18 protein-coding genes and 1 pseudogene are annotated in these 20803 nt (G+C 67.3%); 8 read left to right on the top strand and 11 right to left on the bottom strand.

All coding sequences use genetic code 11. From position 1 onward, the window contains the following. Positions 1 to 41: 41 nt before the first annotated feature. Positions 42 to 722, top strand: a complete 681-nt coding sequence (locus BLQ49_RS11415) for a GntR family transcriptional regulator (RefSeq protein WP_091715920.1) — start codon at positions 42 to 44, stop codon at positions 720 to 722. 27 nt (positions 723 to 749) lie between these two features. Here the strand turns inward: BLQ49_RS11415 and BLQ49_RS11410 are convergent, their stop codons facing one another. Then, positions 750 to 1403 carry a GntR family transcriptional regulator gene (locus BLQ49_RS11410; RefSeq protein WP_091715918.1) on the bottom strand — a complete coding sequence of 218 codons (654 nt, stop codon included), beginning with the start codon at positions 1401 to 1403 and terminating at the stop codon, positions 750 to 752. Positions 1404 to 1583: 180 nt separating this feature from the next. Here BLQ49_RS11410 and dctP point away from each other — a divergent pair, with 180 nt between their 5' ends. The 4 genes from dctP to BLQ49_RS11390 all read left to right on the top strand — a co-directional run bounded on the left by dctP (position 1584) and on the right by BLQ49_RS11390 (position 5312). Beyond that, entirely contained in the window at positions 1584 to 2606 is a 1023-nt protein-coding gene (gene dctP, locus BLQ49_RS11405) for a TRAP transporter substrate-binding protein DctP (protein WP_091716191.1), read from the top strand. Then, positions 2603 to 3277 (top strand): TRAP transporter small permease, encoded by a 675-nt coding sequence (locus BLQ49_RS11400; RefSeq protein WP_091715917.1) that lies wholly within the window; start codon positions 2603 to 2605, stop codon positions 3275 to 3277. The genes dctP and BLQ49_RS11400 overlap by 4 nt, the downstream gene beginning before the upstream one ends. Beyond that, positions 3274 to 4626, top strand: coding sequence for a TRAP transporter large permease (locus tag BLQ49_RS11395; protein ID WP_091715915.1), 1353 nt, complete (start codon positions 3274 to 3276; stop codon positions 4624 to 4626). The genes BLQ49_RS11400 and BLQ49_RS11395 overlap by 4 nt, the downstream gene beginning before the upstream one ends. A gap of 218 nt (positions 4627 to 4844) precedes the next feature. Further along, positions 4845 to 5312: a YbaK/EbsC family protein gene (locus BLQ49_RS11390; protein ID WP_091715914.1), complete on the top strand. Its 468-nt coding sequence runs from the start codon at positions 4845 to 4847 to the stop codon at positions 5310 to 5312. A gap of 3 nt (positions 5313 to 5315) precedes the next feature. On the opposite strand, the gene BLQ49_RS11385 is transcribed toward BLQ49_RS11390, so the two are convergent. The 4 genes from BLQ49_RS11385 to BLQ49_RS11370 form a co-directional block, all read right to left on the bottom strand. Continuing rightward, a complete protein-coding gene (locus tag BLQ49_RS11385) occupies positions 5316 to 6128 on the bottom strand; it encodes an enoyl-CoA hydratase/isomerase family protein (protein ID WP_091715912.1) in 813 nt (270 codons plus the stop codon). A gap of 23 nt (positions 6129 to 6151) precedes the next feature. Then, positions 6152 to 7372 carry a CaiB/BaiF CoA transferase family protein gene (locus BLQ49_RS11380; protein ID WP_091715911.1) on the bottom strand — a complete coding sequence of 407 codons (1221 nt, stop codon included), beginning with the start codon at positions 7370 to 7372 and terminating at the stop codon, positions 6152 to 6154. 7 nt (positions 7373 to 7379) lie between these two features. Then, the gene (locus tag BLQ49_RS11375; protein WP_091715909.1) at positions 7380 to 8672 is read right to left on the bottom strand and encodes an MFS transporter; all 1293 of its coding nucleotides are present in this window, start codon (positions 8670 to 8672) and stop codon (positions 7380 to 7382) included. Between the two features lie 211 nt (positions 8673 to 8883). Beyond that, the gene (locus tag BLQ49_RS11370; RefSeq protein ID WP_091715908.1) at positions 8884 to 10134 is read right to left on the bottom strand and encodes a nitrate/nitrite transporter; all 1251 of its coding nucleotides are present in this window, start codon (positions 10132 to 10134) and stop codon (positions 8884 to 8886) included. 618 nt (positions 10135 to 10752) lie between these two features. On the opposite strand from BLQ49_RS11370, the gene BLQ49_RS11365 reads away from it, so the two are divergent. Then, positions 10753 to 11688, top strand: a complete 936-nt coding sequence (locus BLQ49_RS11365) for a L,D-transpeptidase (protein WP_091715907.1) — start codon at positions 10753 to 10755, stop codon at positions 11686 to 11688. Positions 11689 to 11718: 30 nt separating this feature from the next. Here BLQ49_RS11365 and glpX read toward each other — a convergent pair whose 3' ends face one another. From glpX to BLQ49_RS11350, 3 genes and pseudogenes are all read right to left on the bottom strand, one after another. Further along, positions 11719 to 12702 (bottom strand): class II fructose-bisphosphatase, encoded by a 984-nt coding sequence (glpX, locus tag BLQ49_RS11360; protein ID WP_091715905.1) that lies wholly within the window; start codon positions 12700 to 12702, stop codon positions 11719 to 11721. 211 nt (positions 12703 to 12913) lie between these two features. Beyond that, on the bottom strand, positions 12914 to 14230 hold the full coding sequence (locus tag BLQ49_RS11355) for a homoserine dehydrogenase (RefSeq protein ID WP_091715904.1): 1317 nt from the start codon (positions 14228 to 14230) through the stop codon (positions 12914 to 12916). Positions 14231 to 14338: 108 nt separating this feature from the next. Beyond that, positions 14339 to 15024 (bottom strand): annotated as a pseudogene (locus BLQ49_RS11350) (ceramidase domain-containing protein). A gap of 132 nt (positions 15025 to 15156) precedes the next feature. Between BLQ49_RS11350 and xth the strand changes: the two are divergent. Together xth and BLQ49_RS11340 are read left to right on the top strand one after the other, a co-directional pair. Next, positions 15157 to 15951, top strand: coding sequence for an exodeoxyribonuclease III (gene xth / locus BLQ49_RS11345; RefSeq protein WP_091716189.1), 795 nt, complete (start codon positions 15157 to 15159; stop codon positions 15949 to 15951). A 70-nt stretch (positions 15952 to 16021) separates the two neighbouring features. Beyond that, positions 16022 to 16645, top strand: coding sequence for a glutathione S-transferase family protein (locus BLQ49_RS11340; protein ID WP_091715902.1), 624 nt, complete (start codon positions 16022 to 16024; stop codon positions 16643 to 16645). A gap of 16 nt (positions 16646 to 16661) precedes the next feature. On the opposite strand, the gene BLQ49_RS11335 is transcribed toward BLQ49_RS11340, so the two are convergent. From BLQ49_RS11335 to BLQ49_RS11325, 3 genes are all read right to left on the bottom strand, one after another. Further along, on the bottom strand, positions 16662 to 17564 hold the full coding sequence (locus tag BLQ49_RS11335; RefSeq protein ID WP_091715900.1) for a tetratricopeptide repeat protein: 903 nt from the start codon (positions 17562 to 17564) through the stop codon (positions 16662 to 16664). Continuing rightward, complete coding sequence (gene ilvD / locus BLQ49_RS11330; RefSeq protein WP_091715899.1) at positions 17551 to 19281, bottom strand: dihydroxy-acid dehydratase; 1731 nt, start codon at positions 19279 to 19281, stop codon at positions 17551 to 17553. Before ilvD ends, BLQ49_RS11335 begins: the two co-directional genes overlap by 14 nt. Before the next feature lie 659 nt (positions 19282 to 19940). Continuing rightward, positions 19941 to 20801, bottom strand: coding sequence for a transglutaminase-like domain-containing protein (locus BLQ49_RS11325; protein ID WP_091715897.1), 861 nt, complete (start codon positions 20799 to 20801; stop codon positions 19941 to 19943). Between the last annotated feature and the right edge of the window lie 2 nt (positions 20802 to 20803).

The following is a 20803-nucleotide window of genomic DNA, read 5'->3' as shown; positions in this document are numbered from 1 at the left end:
AGGATGACAGGCCAGCCAGACCTGCCGTGTGTCGGGGGACCATGAACAAGATCGAACCCGGGATCGGTATCAGCCGCCGCTACCTCCATGACGAAGTGGCGGAACGGATGCGCGCGTTGATCCGCTCAGGCGAAATGGAGCCGAAGGCGCGGATCAACGAGGGCGAGCTAACCGAGCGCTTCGGCATCTCGCGGACACCGCTGCGCGAAGCGATCAAGATCCTGGCGACGGAAGGTCTGCTCGAACTCCTGCCGAACCGCGGCGCCCGCGTCGCCAGCATCTCGGACACCGAACTTGAAGAGATGATGGAGGTTATCGCCGGCCTGGAGGCGACAGCCGGCGATCTCGCCTGCCGCACGATCAGCGACGGCGAGATCGACGCTATCGAGGTCGAGCACGTCGCAATGGTCGCCGCCTGGAAGGCCGGCGACGAGGCCGGATACTTCAGCCACAACCGGCGAATCCACGAAGCCATCATGGTGGCCAGCCGGAACACAGTGCTGGCCAATATATACGAGAGCTTGGCCGGCCGCATTCAGAGGTCGCGCTACTCCGCCCATCAGACGCCGGATCAATGGTCGCGCGCAGTGACCGAACACGAGCGCATGATCGAGCTGCTGCGCGCCAGGGACGGCACCGCGCTCTCGACCCTCATGCGCGAGCATATCCGGGGGAAGAAATCCGTGATCGCGGCCAATTACGGCGCTGTCGAGCCGCTTTGAGACCTGAGGCTGCAGGCGGCTGGGCGCTCATGCGGCATCGGGGGCCCTCAAGCCGGCGACGAGATCGGTAAAGCGGTCACCCTGCACGAGGACATGGTTGCGCAGCGCCTCGGCGGCCCCCGCTGCATCGCCAGCCAGGATGGCATCGACGATCGCCTCATGCTCGGCGAGGGATTGCGGCAGGCGCTGCCGGACCCGCAATTGCAGGCGGCGGAACGGCGCCAGACGCCGGTGCAACGAGAGGGCCTGATCGGCCAGGAAGGCGTTGTGGCTCGCCCGGTAGACGACCGTATGGAACACGTAGTTCTCGGCGTAGTACGCCTCCGCATCCTCGATCGTCATGGCGTCGCGGCAGCCTGACAGGGCTTCGCGCAGGGCGGCGGCGTCCTCGGGCGCGGAGCGTCGAGCGGCGAGCCGTCCGCAGGCCGCCTCGATCTCCGCCATCGTCTCGAACATCGCGAGCAGCAGATGCGGCTCGGGCGTGCTGACGACCGCGCCACGCCGCGGCTTGGTTTGCACGAGCCCCGTGACGGCGAGTTGCAGCAGCGCCTCGCGAATTGGCGTTCGCGAGACCCCGAAGCGCGCGGCGAGCTGATTCTCATCGAGCCGCGACCCCAGGGCGAGTTCGCCCGAGACGATCTCATCCTCGATCCGCTGTTTCAGGCGCTGGGCGTGATTCATCCCCACAATTCCCCCGAACGGCGCAGTTGAGCCCGCGCCGGCCCCATAGGCCAAGCGAACGACAATATGCTTGCGCATTGACAAAATATACAAGGCAGTCCTTCATGCATACACGGACGCCACGTATTTATGCGCTGCACAAAAAATTGATCCGCAATGTTTGCGGTGCGGGAGAGTTTCATGACGCCAACTCGTCGCTCGCTTGTCGCGGCAACACTCGCAACACCGGCCATCCTGAAATTTGGTCTTGGATCCGCTTACGCGGCCACGACGCTGAAACTGTCCCACCAGTTTCCCGGCGGCACGATCGACGAAGGCGATTTCCGCGATCGCATGTGCCGGAAGTTCGCCAAGACGGTCGCCGAGCGCTCCAAGGGCGCGCTGGAGGTCCAGGTCTATCCCGGATCCTCGCTGATGAAGACGAACGCCCAGTTCGGCGCCATGCGCAAGGGCGCCCTCGACATGTCGCTTTACCCGAGCCCCTACGCGGGCGGCGAGGTGCCGGAGATGAATATCGGTCTGATGCCGGCGCTGGTGACGTCCTACGCGCAGGCGGTCGCCTGGAAGAACGCGCCGGTGGGGCGCAAGCTGACCGAGATTTTGGACTCCAAGGGCATCATTCTCGTCTCCTGGGTCTGGCAGGCGGGCGGTGTCGCGAGCCGCGAGCGGCCGCTGGTCAGCCCGGCGGACGCCAAGGGCATGAAGGTCCGCGGCGGTTCGCGCGAGATGGACATGATGATGAAGGAGGCGGGTGCCGCCACCCTCTCCATCCCGTCGAACGAATCCTATGCGGCGATGCAGACCGGCGCCTGCGATGCGGTCATCACCTCCTCGACCAGCCTCATCTCCTTCCGTCTGGAGGAGCTGTCCAAGGCCCTGACGTCGGGCCGGGAGCGCTCCTACTGGTTCATGCTCGAACCCATCATGATGTCGAAGATCGTGTTCTCCGGCCTGCCGAAGGACCAGCAGGATCTGATCATGACGGTCGGGGCCGAACTGGAAGCCTTCGGCCAGGCCGGCGCCAAGGAGGACGACACCCGCGTCGAAGAGATTTTCTCAAAAGCCGGTGCCAAGGTCGTTCAGGTCGATGAGACATCCCTTGGCGCGTGGCGGGACATCGCCCGCAATACGGCTTGGAAGGACTACGCTGCCAAGAACGCCAATTGCGCGGAGCTGCTGAAGCTAGCGGAGCAGGTCGCGTGAGCCACGGCTTCGACGCCGCTACGGCCTCTCCCGATACCCGAGCCGCCGACGAGCCGCAGCTGCCCGGGCTTCTGGGCACCCTCGACCGGGCGATGCGCCTGCTGAACCGGGTGATCCTCGGGATCGGCGGCCTCTGCCTGGTGGCGGCCTGCCTCGTGCTGACCCACAGCGTCGTCGTCCGCTACCTCCTGAAGGAGCCGACCGAGTGGCAGGATGAGATGGCGGTGTTCCTGATCATCGGGGCCACCTTCCTGTCGGCCGCCGGGGTTCAGGCCAAGCGCGGCCATGTGGCGATCGAGGCGCTGACCGGCCTGCTGCCGCCGGCTGCCAACCGGGTCCGCCTGCTGCTCGCCGACGTGATCAGCCTCACCTTCTGTCTGTTCTTCGCCTGGAAGAGCTGGTCCCTCGACCACGAGGCCTGGACCGATGGGCAGATCTCGCAATCGACCTGGGGTCCGCCGCTCTGGATCCCCTACACGCTGATGGCAGCCGGGATGAGCCTCCTGTGCCTGCAATTCGCGCTGCAGATCGCCGAGGCGCTGGCTTACGGCCCCCGGGCGGCCGGCTGGGCGAAGCCGAAGATCGGGCTCGGCGCTGATCTGAACCGCAATCTCGCGCCGGAAGGCCCCGATCCGATGGGCCAGACGGTCAGCGCTAAGGGTAAGCGATGAGCACCGCCGCGATCGGCTTCCTCTACGCGGGCGCTACCCTCGGGGCCATGCTCTCCGGCATCCCCATCGCGTTCGCGCTGGGCTTCGTGGCGCTGGCCTTCATGGTCGCGTTCATGCCGGGCGCCTCCCTCGATACGGTGGCGCAGAACGTCTACGAGGAGATGGCCTCCATCACCCTGCTGTCGATCCCGCTCTTCATCCTGAAGGGCGCGGCGATCGGCCGGTCCCGGGCGGGCCAGGACCTCTACTCGGCCATGCATGCCTGGATGCACCGCATTCCCGGGGGTCTGGGCATTGCCAACGTCTTCGCCTGCGCCCTGTTCGCCGCCATGGCGGGTTCGAGCCCGGCGACCTGCTCGGCCATCGGCTCCGCCGGCATCCCGGAGATGCGCAAGCGCGGCTACTCGCCGGGCTTCGCGGCCGGCATCATCGCGGCCGGTGGCACGCTCGGCATCCTGCTGCCGCCCTCCATCACCATGATTCTGTACGCCGTGGCGGCCGAGCAGTCGCTCGGGCGGCTCTTTCTGGCCGGGATCGGGCCGGGGCTGCTGCTGGTCAGCCTGTTCGCTACCTGGTCGATGATCCGCTTCCGCTCCGAATACGCGACCGCCAAGGCGGCCTTGGAGCGTGGCGGTCCGGCCTCGCCGATCCTGGCGGACGAACAGTACAGCATGGCGCAGCGCTTCTCGACGCTGCCGCGGGTGCTGCCCTTCGTAGTCTTGCTGACCGGTGTGATGGTGGCGCTCTACGGCGGCTATTCCACGCCTTCGGAGACGGCGGGTCTCGGCGGCCTGTTGGCGCTGGCGCTGATCGCCGCGATCTACGGCGTCTGGCGGTTCCGGGACGTCAGCCCGATCCTGACCGCGACCCTGCGTGAATCGACCATGCTGATGCTGATCATCGGCATGTCGCTGCTCTACGCCTACGTGATGAGCTACCTGCACATCTCGCAATCGGCCGCGCAGGCGATCGTGGCGATGCAGCTCTCGCCCTGGGTTCTGCTGGTGACGATCCTGGCGCTGGTGATCGTGCTGGGCTTCTTCCTGCCCCCGGTCTCGATCATCCTGATGACGGCGCCGATCATCCTGCCGCCGCTCAAGGCCGCGGGATTCGATCTGGTGTGGTTCGGCGTGGTGATGACCATCACCATGGAGATGGGGCTGATCCACCCGCCGGTGGGCTTGAACATCTTCGTCATCAAGAACATCGCGCCCGACATCCCGCTCTCGGACATCATCTGGGGCACCCTGCCCTTCGTGCTTCTGATGGCGGTGGCGATCCTGATCCTGTGCCTCGTGCCGGGCATCGCGATGTGGCTACCGGATTGGCTGCTGGCGACGACGCGGTAGGTTGCTTGCGCTGTTGCCGTCCGTAGGCCGAGTCCTGCGTGCGTTCCCTCCCCCTCCGCGGGGGGAGGGAAAGGCGCGGCGCGGATCGCGCTCCGTATTCCAAGACGGCGTGCAGATCCGCGGCTCCCTTGCGCGAGGCGAAGCCATATCTTGGTCGCGCCTCGAACAGCGTTGGCGTAGGGGAACGCCCGCACAGTTCCGCGTTCCCAGGATCCATCATGAGTCTCGCCTCCGTTCGGGCCTTCTTCGCCGAAAAGGCGCCCGACATCGCGGTTCTGGAACTCGAAACCCGCACCGCCACCGTGGCGGAGGCCGCTGCAGCCCACGGCGTCGCGCCGGCGCAGATCGCCAAGACGCTCTCGCTCCGGGTCGGCGACCAGATCGTCCTGGTTGTCACCCGCGGAGATGCCCGGCTCGACAACAAGAAAGCCAAGGCGGTCCTCGGCGGCAAGGTGCGGATGCTCGATCTCGCGGAAGTCGAGGGGATCACCGGCCATCCGGTCGGTGGCGTGTGCCCCTTCGGCCTGATCGCGCCGCTGCCGGTCTATTGCGACGTGTCGCTCAAGGCCTTCGACGAGGTGGTGCCGGCCGCCGGCAGCACGCACAGTGCAGTCCGGATCGCCCCGGAGCGGATGGCCGCGCTGACCGCCGCCACCTGGGTCGATGTCTGCGCGGCGGCCGGCTGAGCCTCAGCGCCCGGACCAGTTCGGCGGGCGCTTGCCGAGGAACGCCTCCATCCCCTCGCGAAAGTCCTGGCTCATGTAGCACATGAGGATCAGGTCATCGCCCGGATGAGCGGCACCCTCCTCCGGCGCCTCCTCCTCGGCGAGGCGGCGTAGCCCCTCCTTGGTCGCCTGCATGGTCAGCGGTGCGTGGCCGGCGAGCAGCTGCGCGAGGGTGTCGACCCGCTCGGTGAGGGCAGCGCGATCCTCCACCACCTCGCCGACGAGCCCGATGGCCAGCGCCTCCTCGGCCCCGACGAGGCGCGCGGTGAAGATGATGTCCTTGACCCGGGCCGGGCCGATCAGCCCGGAGAGGCGTTTGAGGTTGCCCTGGCTCAGGCAATTGCCGAGCGTCCGGGCGATCGGGAAGCCGAACCGGGCGTCCCGCGTGGCGATGCGCAGGTCGCAGGCCGCCGCGATGGCCGCGCCCCCGCCCGTACAGGCGCCCGCGATCGCCGCGATGGTTGGGACCCGCAGCCGCTCCAGCGCGCCGAGCACCCGGTCCATGAATCGCTCGTAGCCCAGCGCGTCCTCGGCGGTCTTGAAGTCGCGGAACTGCGCGATGTCGGTGCCGGCCGCGAAGGCCTTCTCGCCGGCGCCCGTGATGATCAGCGCCTTCACGGCCGGGTTGTCGGCGACCGCCTCGCAGCAGGTGATCAGGCCCTGATACATCGCGAAGGTCAGGGCGTTGCGCGCCTGCGGCCGGTTGAGCACGATCCGGGCGATGCCAGCGTCGTCGATGGTGAACAGCAGTTCGTCCGTGGCGGGCGTGGCACTCATCGGATGCGTCTCCAGGGGTCGCGTCAGGCCACGGTCTCGCGGACGACGCCCCGCGCGATCAGGCTGTCGATCTCGTCCGGCGCGTAGCCGGCCTCGGCCAGGATCGCCCGGGAATGCTCGCCGAGCAACGGGGCCGGGCCGTGGACGCGGCCCGGGGTGTCCGAGAACTTCACCGGCAGGCCGAGCGTCTTCATGCGCCCGACCCGCGGATGATCGACCTCGACCACCATCGCGCGCGCCTGCGTTTGTGGATCCCGATGCATGGCGTTGACGTCCAGCACCGGCCCGGCCGGGACGCCGCCGGCTTCGAGCCGCGCCAGCCACTCGGCGGAGGAGTGTGCCCGGAAAATAGGTGCCAACGTCGCGGCAAGCTCCTGACGGTTGGCCATCCGGTCGCGATTGAGGGCGAAGCGCGGATCCTCGGCCAGGGCGTCGGCGCCGATCGCCTTGAGCAGGCGCAGCCAGTTGGTCTGGTTGGCCGCCCCAATGGTGATCCAGCCGTCGGCGGTCTCGAACGCCTCGTAGGGCGCGTTCAGCGGATGGGCCGAGCCCATCGGGCCCGGCGCGATCCCCGTCGCCATGGCGATGGCCGATTGCCAGTAGGTGTGGGTGATGCCGGCCTCGAACAGCGAGGTGTCGACCGCCTGCCCCCGGCCCGTCCGGAGCCGGTTGGAATAAGCTGCGAGCACGCCCATGGCGGCGAGGATGCCGGCGGTGATGTCGGTGACCGGCGGCCCGCACTTCATCGGCGGCCGCCCGGGCCCCTCCCCCGTCACCGACATGAGCCCGCTCATGCCCTGGGCGACGAGGTCGAATCCGGCGCGGTCGGCATAGGGCCCAGTGCGGCCGAAGCCGGAGAGCGAGCAGTAGACAAGCTCGGGAAACTCTTCGCGCAGCGTGTCGTAACCGATCCCGAGGCGCTCCATCGTGCCGCCGCGGTAATTCTCGATCAGGGCGTCGGCGCCCTTGAGCAGGCGGCGCAGCACCGCCACGCCATCCGGGTCCTTCAGGTCGAGGCTGATGCCGCGCTTGCCGCGGTTCATCATCATGTAGGCGGCGCTTTCGCCCTCCAGGGCAGGCGGGACGGTGCGACGGGTATCGTCGCCGTCCATCTTCTCGACCTTGATGACCTCCGCGCCCATGTCGGCCAGCATCAGCCCGCAGACTGGCCCAGCCATGATGTGCGCGAGTTCGATCACCCGCATCCCGACGAGCGGGCCGGATCGCCCTGTCGTCCCCGTCATCGTGAGACTACTCCCCGGCCGGGACCGTCGCAGCGGATCCGAGCGGCTTCTCCGCCGGCTCGACGAATTCCCGCTCGGGGTGCATCGTGAAGGCGAGGCCGGCGCCCAGCAAGCAGAGGCCGACCGAGCCAACGAACGGCAATGTCCAACTCCCCGTCAGATCGACGATCACACCGAACACGATCGGTGAGATGATCGCCGCCACGGCGGAGCCGGTGTTCATCAGACCGCTCGCGGTGCCGGCATATTTCGGCGCGATGTCCATCGGCACGGACCAGATCGGTCCGATCACCAACTCGGCGAAGAAGAAGCCCGAGGAAAGGAGCAGCGCCACGAACGTGAGGTCGTGGGTCATGAATACGCCTGCGAGGCTCGCGGCTGCGCCGAGGAAGCCGACCACGATCACCGACAGCCGGGCGAGCTTCACCTTCCCGGTGCGATGCAGGATGAAGTCGCTCATCATGCCACCGACCGTGTCGCCGACCACGCCCGCGAAGAATACACCCGAGGCAAACAGCGCCGAGTTCTTCAGATCCAGGCTGTAATTCTCCTTGAAGAAGCTCGGCAGCCAGCCGAGGAACAGCCACAGGGTCCAACCATAGCAGAAATACGTGATGGTCACCGGCAGCATCCGGCGGGTCAGCGCTCCCCACGGCACGGACTGTTTCGCGCCGACCTTGCGCGGCGGGGGCAAGGTTTCAAGTTCGGCCTGAGTGATCGCCGGATGATCGGAGGGGTCGTCGCGGAAATAGGTGTACCAGATCGCCACCCAGACGAAGCTGATCGCGCCCAGAATCACGAAGCTGGTGCGCCAGCCGAAATGCCAGATCAGGAAGGCGACGATCGGCGGCGCCACCGCGTTACCGAGACGCGCGAAGGCGTGGGTGATGCCCTGTGCGAAGCCGCGCCGGCCCGGGGCCGTCCAGTTCTGCATCGCCCGCGTCGCAGTCGGGAAGGTCGCGCCCTCACCAAAGCCGAGCAGGACCCTAGCGAGGAACAGGCTCACCAACCCCCCGACCATCCCGGTCAGAATGGTGGCCATGGCCCAGATCATTCCGCAGACCAGCAGCGTCCGCCGGGCGCCGAACTTGTCGCCGACGGACCCACCGATCACCTGGAAGATCGCATAGGGATAGGCGAAGGCCGAGAGGATCAGGCCGAAATCGGTCTTCGACATGCCGAAATCGCGGATGATCTCGGCGCCCGCCGTGGCGATGTTCACCCGGTCGAGATAGGTGATGAAATACATCACGCACAGCAGGCCGAGCACGCCATTCGTGGCGCTGAAGCGCTTCGACATCGACCGTTCCTTCCCATCGGGGCGCCGCCGCTGACGGCCACCTGGCGCCTCAACCTGCGGTTGGGCGCTCTCTCGTAATGCATTATTCAAACGCTTCGAGACGCGATTGGCAACCGGGAATTACGCGAAGACCGAGAAACGGTGATGGGAGCGCCAACGAAAACGGGGGCCGCGAGGGCCCCCGGTCCGTTATTCGATGCGGGTTGCCGGTTTAAGCGGTGGCCGGCTGCAACTGCCCGGTCTCGCCCTCGGTCGGCGTACCGAGTGCCTTGCCGCGTGGCCCGACCCAGCGGCCGACCCACTTGCGCTGCCACAGGGCGAGGCAGCCCAGGACCAGGGCGGTGAAGGCGGCATAGCCGATGAAGCCCAGCGAGAACGAGCCGGTATACTGCTTCGACAGGCCCATGACGTTCGGCAGGATCGCGCCGCCGAGCGCCCCGATCTCCCCGATCATCGAACCGGCCACTGCCGTGTTCGCCGGCCAGCGCAGGGGCACGAGCTGGAACAGCGCACCGTTGCCGGCGCCGAGCGCTGCGAAGCAGAGCATGAACAGGAGCGTCGTGAGCACCAGCGACGGGGTCGCGGTGAGCGAGAGGAACGTCGCGATCGCTGCGAGCAGCACCACCGACAGGACCGCGATGCCACCCATCCGATCCGCGAAATAGCCGCCGACGATCCGGATGCCTGAGCCCATGAAGGCCGCCAGCATGGTCAGCCGCCCGGCCTCGACCTTCGTGACGGCGAACTGCTCGTAGAAGAAGGTCGGCAGGAAGTTCGACAGGCCGACGAAGCCGCCGAAGGTGATGACGTAGATCAGCGAGAAGGCCCAGCCGTCCTTCGTGAACAGGCAGGAGATGTGCTCCTTGAACGACTGGTGCTCGCAATCCGGCGGTTCCTTGGCGAGCACGATCATGACCACCAGCGGCAGCAGCATGACGAGGCCCGCGAAGGCGTAGGTGGTCTGCCAGCCATAGGCCTGCGCCAGTGGCGGGGCGAAGAGCACGGCCAGCACCGTGCCGGAATTGCCCGCGCCCGCGATGCCCATGGCGAGGCCCTTGTGCTCCGGGGGGAACCAGCCGGAACCGAGCGAGAGTGCCACACCGAAGGACGCGCCCGCGATGCCGAGCAGCACACCCATCGCCAGCACGTCGTTGTAGGAGGAAACGAACAGATAGCCGTACGCCATCGCGAGCATGATCACGCTCATCTCGACGATCGCTGCGTTCTTGCGGCCGATATACTGGGCGAGGACACCGAGCGGGAAGCGCATGAGCGCACCCGCCAGGATCGGCAGCGAAATCATGAAGCCGGTTTGGGCCGGCGAGAGCTTGTACGTCTCGGTGATGAACGGGCCCATGGCGCCGTTCAGGACCCAGATGGCGAAGCAGAAATCGAAGTACAGGAAAGCGGCGAACAGCGTCGGGGGGTGACCCGACTTCATCACGGTCTTGAAGCTGGCCATAGCAGGTGCTCGTCTCAAGGGGGCGAACCGTCACGCGGTCGCGCGGGCCAAGGGATCCGGACTCACACCGTCCGCTGTTTGGAGCGTCGTTGCTCCCCCGCCGCAGCAGGCGCGGCACCTGATGCAATGCAGCAAGCGTGCCAGATCCTGGGGTTGCCGCTGCGCGGCGTTCGCATTCTGGACCGGCCACCGAGTGAGGCCCCCATGCCGATCCCGAAGGCAAGCCTGCCAAGCAAACGGGCGCCGCAGTGCGATCTCAAAGCTCTCTCTACGGTGGGCGCCGCTTCGACGCACACGGGTGCCCCTGAACATTGGGCCTAACCCGTTTCCAATTGTATCGCGGGCGGGCGCGGTTCCGGATGGACGACGTATGACTTGGCGGATGTTACCGGGGGCGATGATCTGGCTTATGGTAGCGCAGAACACGGGAGCGATAGCGGCACAACGGCAACACCATCCGCAGAAGGGCCCTGTGGGTCGTTCGTGCCCGCGTGCGCAACTTGGCGGCTGTACGCGATATTTGCTAAGTCTCGGACTGAGCTGGGCCGCATATTCGTGCTGGGCCGCTCGATTGCGAGCCGCCACGACAAGCGGTGTCGCTATCCAGGGAAATCTCGCATGTCCGCCCCGATCCGCCGCCTCATCCTGGCCGGCCTAGCCGGCCTCGCCTTCGTCGCGCCCGCTCATGCACAGAGTCGTGGCCCTGTCGCCGAGACCGGCATCGATGGGTTCGGCGACGACGGTCAACTCTATCAGGATCAGAACGGCGCGTTCTACGTGCGGCGCGGCGGCCGCTACCTGCCCTATACCGGGCGCACCGACTTCATCCGCCCTGCGCCCGCAGCGCCGTCGGCCCCGCCGCCCTCAGCCTCCCTTGAGGTCGATCCCACCGTTCCGGCCCGCCCCGGCAGCGCCGTCCCGCCGGCTGAGGGGCTCTCGCCCCTGGAGGCCGCGAAGGCCAAGGCGGTGCTGCGGGCGCCCGATAACGAGCCGATCGATTACGCGAAGGCCTACGGGCCCGTGACGGACGACGTGTTCCCGATCCAGGCCTTCAATTACAAGAAGATGAACCCAGCGTTCCTGCGCCAGGAGATCGCCTATCACGGCCCGTACGAGCCCGGCACGATCATCGTCGATCCGCGGGCGCACCAGCTCACGCTGGTTCAGGAGAACGGCCGGGCGCGCCGCTACGGCGTGGGGGTCGGCAAGCAGGGCTTCTCGTGGTCCGGCTCCGCGACCGTCAACTCGAAGCAGGCTTGGCCGGACTGGTATCCGCCCAAGGAGATGATCGCGCGCAGCCCCAAGCTCGCGAGCGAGGTCGACAAGCTGCAGAGCGGACTGGGCGTCGCGGGTGGCCTGCGCAATCCGCTCGGCGCCCGCGCCATGTACCTCTGGCAGGGCAACAAGGACACGCTGTTCCGCATCCACGGCACGCTCGAGCCGTTCTCGATCGGCAAGAGCGTCTCGTCGGGTTGTATCCGGATGATCAACCAGGACGCGATCGACCTGTTCAGCCGCGTCAACGTCGGCACCAAAGTGGTGGTGCTGAACTGACGGTTCACCGCGCCCGGTGATCCGGGCGCCTCAGGTCAGGCCGCGCCGATGCTCGCCGAGGATGCGGCGGACAGTGCCGGCCTCCGAGCGATAGACCACCGTCTCGGTCTGAATCCGGTCCGGACGGAAGCGGACGCCCCGCAGGAGCGCACCATCGGTAACGCCGGTGGCGGCCACGATCACGTCGCCGCTCGCGAGATCGGTGAGATCGTATTTCCGGTTATGATCCTCGATGCCCATCTCGGTGGCCCGGCGGCGGCGGTCTGCCGTGTCGAGGATCAGGCGCCCCTGCATCTGGCCGCCGATGCACCGCATCGCGGCCGCGGCGAGGACACCCTCGGGGGCCGCACCGATCCCGAGATAGATGTCGATACCAGTCTCCTCGGGGCTCGCCGTGAAGATGATACCGGCGATGTCGCCGTCTGAGATCAGGCGCACCGCGCCCCCGGCCGCCCGCACCTCGGCCACGAGCGCCGCGTGGCGCGGCCGGTCCAGGATCAGGGCGGTGATCTGCTGCGGATCGACCCCCTTGGCCCGGGCCAGCGCCAGGATGTTGTCGGTCGGGCTCGCGTCCAGATCGACGAGGCCTGGCGGGTAGCCCGGCCCGATTGCGATCTTCTGCATATAGACGTCGGGCGCCGCGAGCAGGGAGCCGCGCTCGGCCATCGCCATCACGGCGATCGCTCCCGGCATGTCCTTGGCGCAGAGCGTGGTACCTTCGAGGGGATCGACCGCGATATCGACCTCCGGGCCCTCGCCGCGCCCGAGGCGCTCACCGATGAACAGCATCGGCGCCTGGTCTCGCTCCCCTTCTCCGATCACCACGGTGCCACGGATCGGGAGGCCGTTGAGTTCGGCCCGCATGGCATCGACAGCCGCCTGGTCCGCGGCCTTCTCGTCGCCCTTGCCGCGCAGCCGGGCGGCGGCGATCGCGGCGCGCTCCGTCACGCGGGCGAGTTCCAGGGCGAGCATGCGCGGGACCCCCCGCGATGCGGAGGTGAAACCATCAGCCATCGTTTCCTGCCTTTTCCCGCGCCCGATCTTGAAGTCGGATCCCGGATTGAACGCCGTCGCGCCTCAGTCGTTCAGCCTACGCCTCGCTCGGGCAAGGCCTATAACCTGCATTGGCTTTGTGCGCCTTATGCTCAAGATCGCATCAGACGCCGAACCCGGTTCATCTGCCTCGCGAGCGATCAGGGCGGGGATCGTCGAATGGGCGCGATCGCTATTCCCGCTCGATACGGATCACCTGCGGCGGCTCGGCCAGCAACCCGTCCGCATCGATGGCGTCGAGGGCTGCGCGGATGTTGCCCTCGGTCGCTGCGTACGTGATCAGGACCAGCGGCACCGGGCGGCCCGAGCGCCCGCGAGGATCAGTGCCTGCGCCCTCGGTCCGGCGCTGCAGGATGCTCTCCAGGGAGATCTCACGCTCGGCCATCCGCTGCGCCACGCCAGCCGCGACACCGGGCCGGTCATGAACCGTGAGGCGGATATAGTAGCCGCCCTCGTGGCGCTGCATCTCGACGCGCTCGCTGGCACGCATGGCGGCGGCCGGGATGCCGAAAGTCGGCCGCACGATCCCGCGCGCCACGTCGGCGATGTCGGCGACCACAGCGGAGGCCGTCGCGTCGCCGCCGGCGCCAGGGCCGATCAGGGTCAACTCGCCGACCGCGTCCGCGTCGATGCTGACCGCGTTGGTAACGCCCATCACCTGCGCGATCGCAGAGGATTTCGGCACCATTGTGGGATGCACCCGCTGCTCGATCCCGGCCTCGGTGGCCTGCGCGACGCCGAGCAGCTTGATCCGGTAGCCGAGCTCGTCAGCCATGCGCAGATCGAGGGGCTGGACGCGCGAGATTCCCTCCACCGACACGCCTTCGGCATCGACCGCGGTGCCGAAGGCGAGTGCCGTGATGATGGCCAGCTTGTGCGCGGTGTCGAAGCCCTCGACATCGAAGGTCGGATCTGCCTCGGCATAGCCGAGTGCCTGCGCATCCTTCAGGCACGCCTCGAAGGTCAGGCCCTCGTGCTCCATCCGGCTGAGGATGTAGTTGCAGGTTCCGTTGAGGATCCCGGATACGCGGGTGATCGTGTTGCCCGGCAGCCCCTCCCGCAGGGTCTTGATCACCGGGATCCCGCCGGCCACCGCGGCCTCGTAGGCGAGCGCGACGCGACGCCCCTCGGCGAGCGCCGCGAGACTCGCGCCGTGGCGGGCGAGGAGGGCCTTGTTGGCGGTGACCACCGACTTGCCGGATTCGAGCGCCGCCTCGACCACCGCCTTAGCGGCGCCCTCGGATCCGCCGATCAGCTCGACGACGCAATCGACCTTTCCCGAACGCGCCATGGCGACCGGATCGTCGAACCACTCGATACCCGTCAGATCGAGACCGCGGTCGCGGCGGCGGTCGCGTGAGGAGACCGCAGTGACGCGCAGGTCGAGGCCCGCCGCTTCCATCGCCGTCCGGCGGCGCTCGACCATCCGGACCACCGACGCACCGACGGTGCCGAGGCCGGCGATCCCGAGGCGAAAGCTCACTGTCATAGCCTTTTCCATGCCCGTGCGCCCGAGACGATCCGGGTGTCCGATGCCGGGGACTTCTGCAAGAAAACCGTCCGCGCTGCAAGAAAATGGCCCTGCGGGACCGTTGCCTCAACCGCCGGTTTCACGGTGCCGGATCGCCGTCGCCACGAGGGCGTAGAGCACGGCGGCGTTGAGGATGTGCCAGACCGCATGCGTGCCGATCGGCAGAGCGGTACAGGCGGTCTGATCGGCGGTGCGAGCGACGAGCGAGATCAGGAACAGCACGCCGATCCCGGCAAGGCGCCGCCCGGTGCTGACACGGCCCTCCTCGGACCGCATGACGGTCGCCGCGACCATGCCGAACAGCGCAAGCAACGCCGGGAGATAATCGATCGACCCGTTGGTCAGCCGCGACACGTCGCGCCCGGTCAGGCCATCGACGAGCGGCGTGAGGACGAAGCTGAACAGGGCGAACCCAGCGGTGGACACGACGACGTTGACCGGAGCGAGCCGCAGATACCGGCTGAGGGCGAGCGCGAGTACGCGTCGACGAACACCGCGATCGGAATGACGTCGGCGAGCATCGCCCACGTGACCGCGAGCGTGTGGAACAGGAAGGAGCCGATGCCGACGACGGCGATCAACCCGGCGAGCGCGAGGGCGGCGCGGTCCGGCGGATCCGCTCGAGACCCGCGACGCGCCGCAGCGGCGGCCGCCAGCAGGAAACCAGCATTCGACAAGGCGTTGACGGGTTCAGCCCAGAAATCGGGGCCGGTCCTCTCACAATAGGCCCGCACCGGCGCGAACCAATCCATCCGGCGCTCCCCCCGCTTTCCGCACCTGAGACTGGCAAACCCATGCGCAAGTCCCCGGCCTTGCATCGGGACGGCCTTGCCAGCGCGACGCGAAGCGCGGATGACGGCCCTGCGGCGACCGGATGCGAGGCGATGCGGATCACGACCTGGAACGTCAACTCGATCAAGCAGCGCTTGCCTCACCTCCTGGGTTTCCTCGACGAGGCAAAGCCCGACGTGGTCTGCCTTCAAGAGCTGAAATGCCAGGATCCGGCGTTCCCCCGCGAGGAGGTCGAAGCCGCCGGCTACGCCGTCGAGACGCTGGGCCAGAAAGCCTATAACGGCGTCGCCCTGCTGGTCCGCGCGCCGCTGGCGATGCGCGATGTCCGGCGCGGACTGCCCGGGGATGCCGAGGACGAACAGGCCCGCTACATCGAGGCGCTGATCACCGGCGACGACTTACGGCCGGTGCGGGTCGCCTCGATCTATCTGCCGAACGGCAATCCCGTCGACAGCCCGAAATACCCCTACAAGCTCGCCTTCCTTGAACGACTGCGGCTCCACGCCTGCATGCTGATGGAGGACGAACACGCGGTGGTGCTGGCGGGCGACTACAACGTCATCCCCGAACCCGCCGACGCAGCCGATCCGGAGGCGTGGCGGTCCGACGCGCTGTTCCTCCCAGAGACCCGCATGGCGTTCCGCGCCTTGCTGGCCGAGGGCTACACGGACGGCCTGCGGGCCTGCGATCCGCGCGACGGGCTCTACACCTTCTGGGACTACCAGGCTGGCTGCTGGCAGCGGAATGCCGGGATTCGGATCGACCACCTGCTGCTCTCGCCCCAGGCCGCCGACCGGCTGGTCTCGGCCTCGGTGCAGAAGCACCTGCGCGGGCTCGATAAACCATCCGATCACGTCCCGGTCACGGTCGAATTGTCGGCAGGCTGACACAACGCCCTATGTAGTGAGTTGGCACGCGGCTCATCGCCTGCCGCGTCCGTCAGCATAGGAGTTCCGCTTGATCGTCTACGGTACCGGTTACTCGCCCTTCGTCCGCAAGGTTCTGGTCTCATTGATTGAGAAGGGCGTCTCGTACGAGCACAAGCCCGTCATGTTCCACGCGCCGGATGCGGACTTCCAGGCGGCAAGCCCGTTCGGCAAGATCCCGGCCCTTGAGGATGACGGTTTCCACCTCGCCGATTCCTCGGCCATCCTTTGGTATCTGGAGCGCAAGCACCCGACGCCGGCCCTGGTGCCGACCGATCCGAAGGCGCTCGGCCGCGCGGTCTGGTTCGACAAGTTCGGCGACACCGAGCTGTTCGGAAAGCTGATCGTGCCCTTCGTCGAGCGGGTGCTCAAGCCCAATATGATGAAGCAACCCACCAACGAGGACGCGGTGTCCAAGGCCCTCGACAAGGACCTGCCGCCGCTCTTCGACTATCTGGAGGGCGAGATCTCGGGTCCGTACCTGACAGGCGATGCCTTCAGCATTGCCGATATCTCGGTCGCCACCGGCTTCTACAACTTCCAACTGGCCGAGGCTCGGATCGATGCCGGACGCTGGCCGAAGCTCGCGGCCTATGTCGCCGACACGCTGGCGCGGCCGTCGTTCAAGATCGCCTTGGACGCCAAGAAGGGCTGAGCCAATCCGGCGGCGGTCAGTGCCGCCGCCGGATCGAGCCTACGGTCTGGAGCTGGGTCTGTGCCTCGGCACGGTCGTCCTCGGCAGCGGCGGCCCAGTTCTTGTCGTAGAGCGCCACGATCCAGTCGTCCTTGCGGCCCTCCGCGCCCTCCCGGGCGAGGGAGAGCCACATCAGGCCCTTCACGCGCTGGATCGGGACGCCGCCGAGACCATTGATCAGCATGTCGCCGAGCAGCGCCTGGGCGGGGTGATGCCCCTTCTCGGCCGCGAGGTTGAACCAGCGCGCCGCCTGCCGGGGATCGGACTCGACGCCCGTGCCGTCGAGGTAGAGGCGGGCCAGATTGTACTGCGCGTTCGGGTCGCCGTAGTAGGACGCCGCGTAGTTGAACATGTCGTAGGCGCGCTCGGGATTCGGGCGCACGTAGGTGCCCTTGATCCCCTCCAGGAAGTAGGTGCCGAGCGCTGTAAACGCGCTGCCGAGCACCGCGGAGTTCTGCGGATCGGGCCCGTCATCGGTGCTGGCATCGGCGATTCGGGAGAAGAACTCGAATGCCTTCAGGTCGTCGTGGGGTACGCCGTCACCATCGGCATACATCCGGCCGAGCTTCCACAGGGCCAGGGCATGGCCCTGACCGGCCGCGTATTCGAGCGCTCGGGCGGCGCCCTGCTTGTCGCCGGCATTGTACTCGCGCATGCCGGCCCGGAGCGCATCCTTGGCCGAGCGATAGCTCTTGTCGGCCACCGGCACCTGGACCGGCGTACGCACATTGGCGTCGAGGGCGCGCGGCGCGTCGGTCGGCAGGGCAAGAAGCACGAGTGCCCAAGCCGCCAGGGCGGCCCTGCCGGCAGACCGGAACCGACCGGGATCGGCCCCGGCCGGCGCCCTGCGCCGGCTGAGGTCAGTCCTAGACGTCCGCATAGCTCTGCGTCTCCTTGGTACCTCCGGGGTGCGTGACGGCGCCGTAGAGCGCCGGGCCGACGCCCTGCGCGTATTTCCAGAGATAGCCAGAGGTCGCGGTGTTGCCCCGCGGCGTCCAGGCCTTCCGCCGCTCGGCGAGTTCCTCGTCCGACAGGGCGACGTTGAGCGTGCCCTGGATCGCGTCGAGCGTGATCATGTCGCCGTCGCGGATCAGGCCGATCGGGCCTCCGACCGCTGCCTCGGGTCCGACATGGCCAACGCAGAAGCCGCGGGTCGCACCGGAGAAGCGCCCGTCGGTGATCAGCGCGACCTTGTCGCCCATGCCCTGGCCGTAGAGGGCCGCGGTGGTCGACAGCATCTCGCGCATGCCGGGGCCGCCGCGCGGACCCTCGTAGCGGATGACCAGAACCTCGCCTTGTTTATAGGTCCGCGACTGGACGGCCTCAAAGCAGGCCTCCTCGCCGTCGAACACGCGGGCCGGGCCGGTGAAGACCTGCTTCTCGGTCGGCATGCCGGCGACCTTCACGATCGCGCCCTCGGGGGCGAGGTTGCCCTTCAGGCCGACCACGCCGCCGGTCTGGGTGATCGGCTTGTTGGCCGGATAGACCACATCCTGATCCGGGTTCCAGGTCACCCGATCCATGTTCTCCGCGATGGTGCGGCCCGTGACTGTCATGCAGTCGCCGTGCATGAAGCCGTGGTCGAGCAGCGTCTTCATCAGCAGCGGGATCCCGCCGACCTCGAACATGTCCTTGGCGACGTAGCGTCCGCCCGGCTTCAGATCGGCGATGTAGGGCGTGCGCCGGAAGATCTCGGCGACGTCGAACAGCGTGAACTCGATGCCGCATTCATGCGCGATCGCCGGCAGGTGCAGCGCCGCGTTGGTCGAGCCGCCGGAGGCCGCCACCACCGTCGCGGCGTTCTCCAGGGCCTTGCGGGTGACGATGTCGCGCGGGCGGATCTGCTTCGCCAGGAGCTCCATCACCTTCTCGCCAGCGGTGGCGCAGAACTTGTCCCGGATCTCATAAGGAGCGGGGGCGCCGGCCGAGTAGGGCAGCGCGAGGCCGATCGCCTCGGAGACGGTCGCCATCGTGTTGGCGGTGAACTGCGCGCCGCAGGCGCCGGCCGAGGGGCAGGCGACCTGCTCCAGCTCGTCGAGATCCTCCAGGCTCATGTCGCCGACCGCGACCTTGCCGACCGCCTCGAACAGGTCCTGCACGGTCACCGCCTTGCCGCGGAACGAGCCCGGCAGGATCGAGCCGCCGTAGATGAAGATCGACGGCACGTTGAGGCGCACCATCGCCATCATCATGCCGGGCAGCGACTTGTCGCAGCCGGCCAAGCCCACCAGCGCGTCGTAGGCGTGGCCGCGCATGGTCAGCTCGACCGAATCGGCGATGACCTCGCGCGACGGCAGCGAGGCGCGCATGCCGCCATGGCCCATGGCGATGCCGTCGGTCACCGTGATGGTGCAGAACTCGCGCGGCGTGCCGTGGGCGGCCGCGACGCCCTTCTTTACCGCCTGCGCCTGCCGCATCAGCGAGATGTTGCAGGGGGCGGCCTCGTTCCAGCACGAGGCGACGCCGACCAGCGGCTGATGGATCTGCTCGCGAGTCAGACCCATGGCGTAGAGATAGGAGCGATGCGGAGCCCGGTCCGGCCCCTCGGTGACGTGACGGCTCGGCAGCTTCGACTTGTCGTTCAAACGCGTCACCATGAACCCGGACAAAGCCTTCGCGCCACCGATTCCGAGCGGGTGCGAAGGACCGCGGCGCCTCGCCATTCGCGATGCGCCAGAGCCATCATCCACGTGCTCGGAAAACCTCGTTCGTTAACGGTAAAGCGTTGTCGAAACTGCCGTTTACCGCGGATGTTGAGTTGGGCCCGGACTATGGCGGGATCGCGGCGTTTACGGGCAGGTCTCGGGGCGGATCCGGGATCGTTTTACGGTGTTGCGACCCCGCCACAGCCACGCTTCGGCGCATTTCGCGAACCGGCGAGAGGTTAAAGATTTTACCTGCACGGCGGATAGATTGGCGCAAAGAAGAAGATCTTCGTGCCCGCCCATGCGGCCGGGGCGTCGCATGCGCCAACAATTCGCCGCCAATAGACCTTCGATCAGAAGGCATACTTACTTATAACTAATGAGAGTTATTATTATTTTCACCTGATTACAGGCATATATATACCCTAGATAGAGCGGTTTGATAGGCCGAATGTAGGCGCCCGGCGGCAGGCCGCATGTCGTGACGCCCAGAGTCTAGGGGCGCTCCCGCCCTCCGCCACGCGCGATGCGCCCGAACACGGCTTCGGATTGCCCGAGCGCGCAGCCGGTGCAATCCGAGAACCGCGCGACGGCGGGTTGTCCTTGTCGCGTCAGGCCGCTCCCGCATGCGGTGCGGGAATCTCGGTCGAGATTGCGTCAACGGTGCGAGGCATGGGGCTGCCCTGCCCGTCCGTGCGCTGGATCCGCACCTGCTGGTTCACCGGCTGCATGTTGCCGAACGGCGTCGAAAACGCGATCTCGGCGGCATCGCGGCCGACGCCGATCCGCACCAGACCATCGAGGTCGGCCTGCCGTGTGGCATCGAACAGCCACCAGCGGCCTTCGAGATAGGCCTCGAACACCGCATGGAAGTCGCTCGGTACGAGGCCGTGGGCGTAGCAGCTCACGAACCGGGCGGGGATGCCCAGCGCCCGGCAGAAGGCCGTGCCGATATGCGCAAAGTCGCGGCAGACGCCGGCGCGCTTGAGCAGCGACTCGTCCGCGGTCGTCTCACCGTCGCTGGTGCCGGGCTGATAGGTGATGTGATCGTGGATCCAATTGCAGATCTGGTTCACGCGGGCATGGCCCTTGGGCAGGGCGCCGAACTCCGCCAGCGCGAAGGGCGTCAGCCGGTCCGACGAGACGAAGCGGCTCGGCAGCAGGAAGGGGAGGATGTCGAGGGGCAGTTGCCCGACCGGCGTCTCGTTGATGCTCGCTGGATCGGCCCGGTGCACCGTCAGGTCCACCTCCGCATTGTATTCCAGCGCGAACTGGCCCGTCGGGACGTTGAGGCCGAGATAGCGGTTCTGGAGATCGGGCGAGATGTAGATGTCGCGCTTCAGGTTGGGCGTCAGGACCAGGCTCTCGCTCAGGATCTCGACGCTCTTCAGCTTGGCCACCTCCAGATTGAAGATGAAGGTGGTGTCCGAGAGGATATTGTAGGACAGGCTGCAACCAAGCGTGTAGCGCATCG

Origin of the sequence: Methylobacterium phyllostachyos (assembly GCF_900103445.1) — a bacterium.
Taxonomy (GTDB): domain Bacteria; phylum Pseudomonadota; class Alphaproteobacteria; order Rhizobiales; family Beijerinckiaceae; genus Methylobacterium; species Methylobacterium phyllostachyos.
Note: the sequence above shows the minus strand (reverse complement) of the source record. Positions and strands in the feature narration are given on the sequence as shown.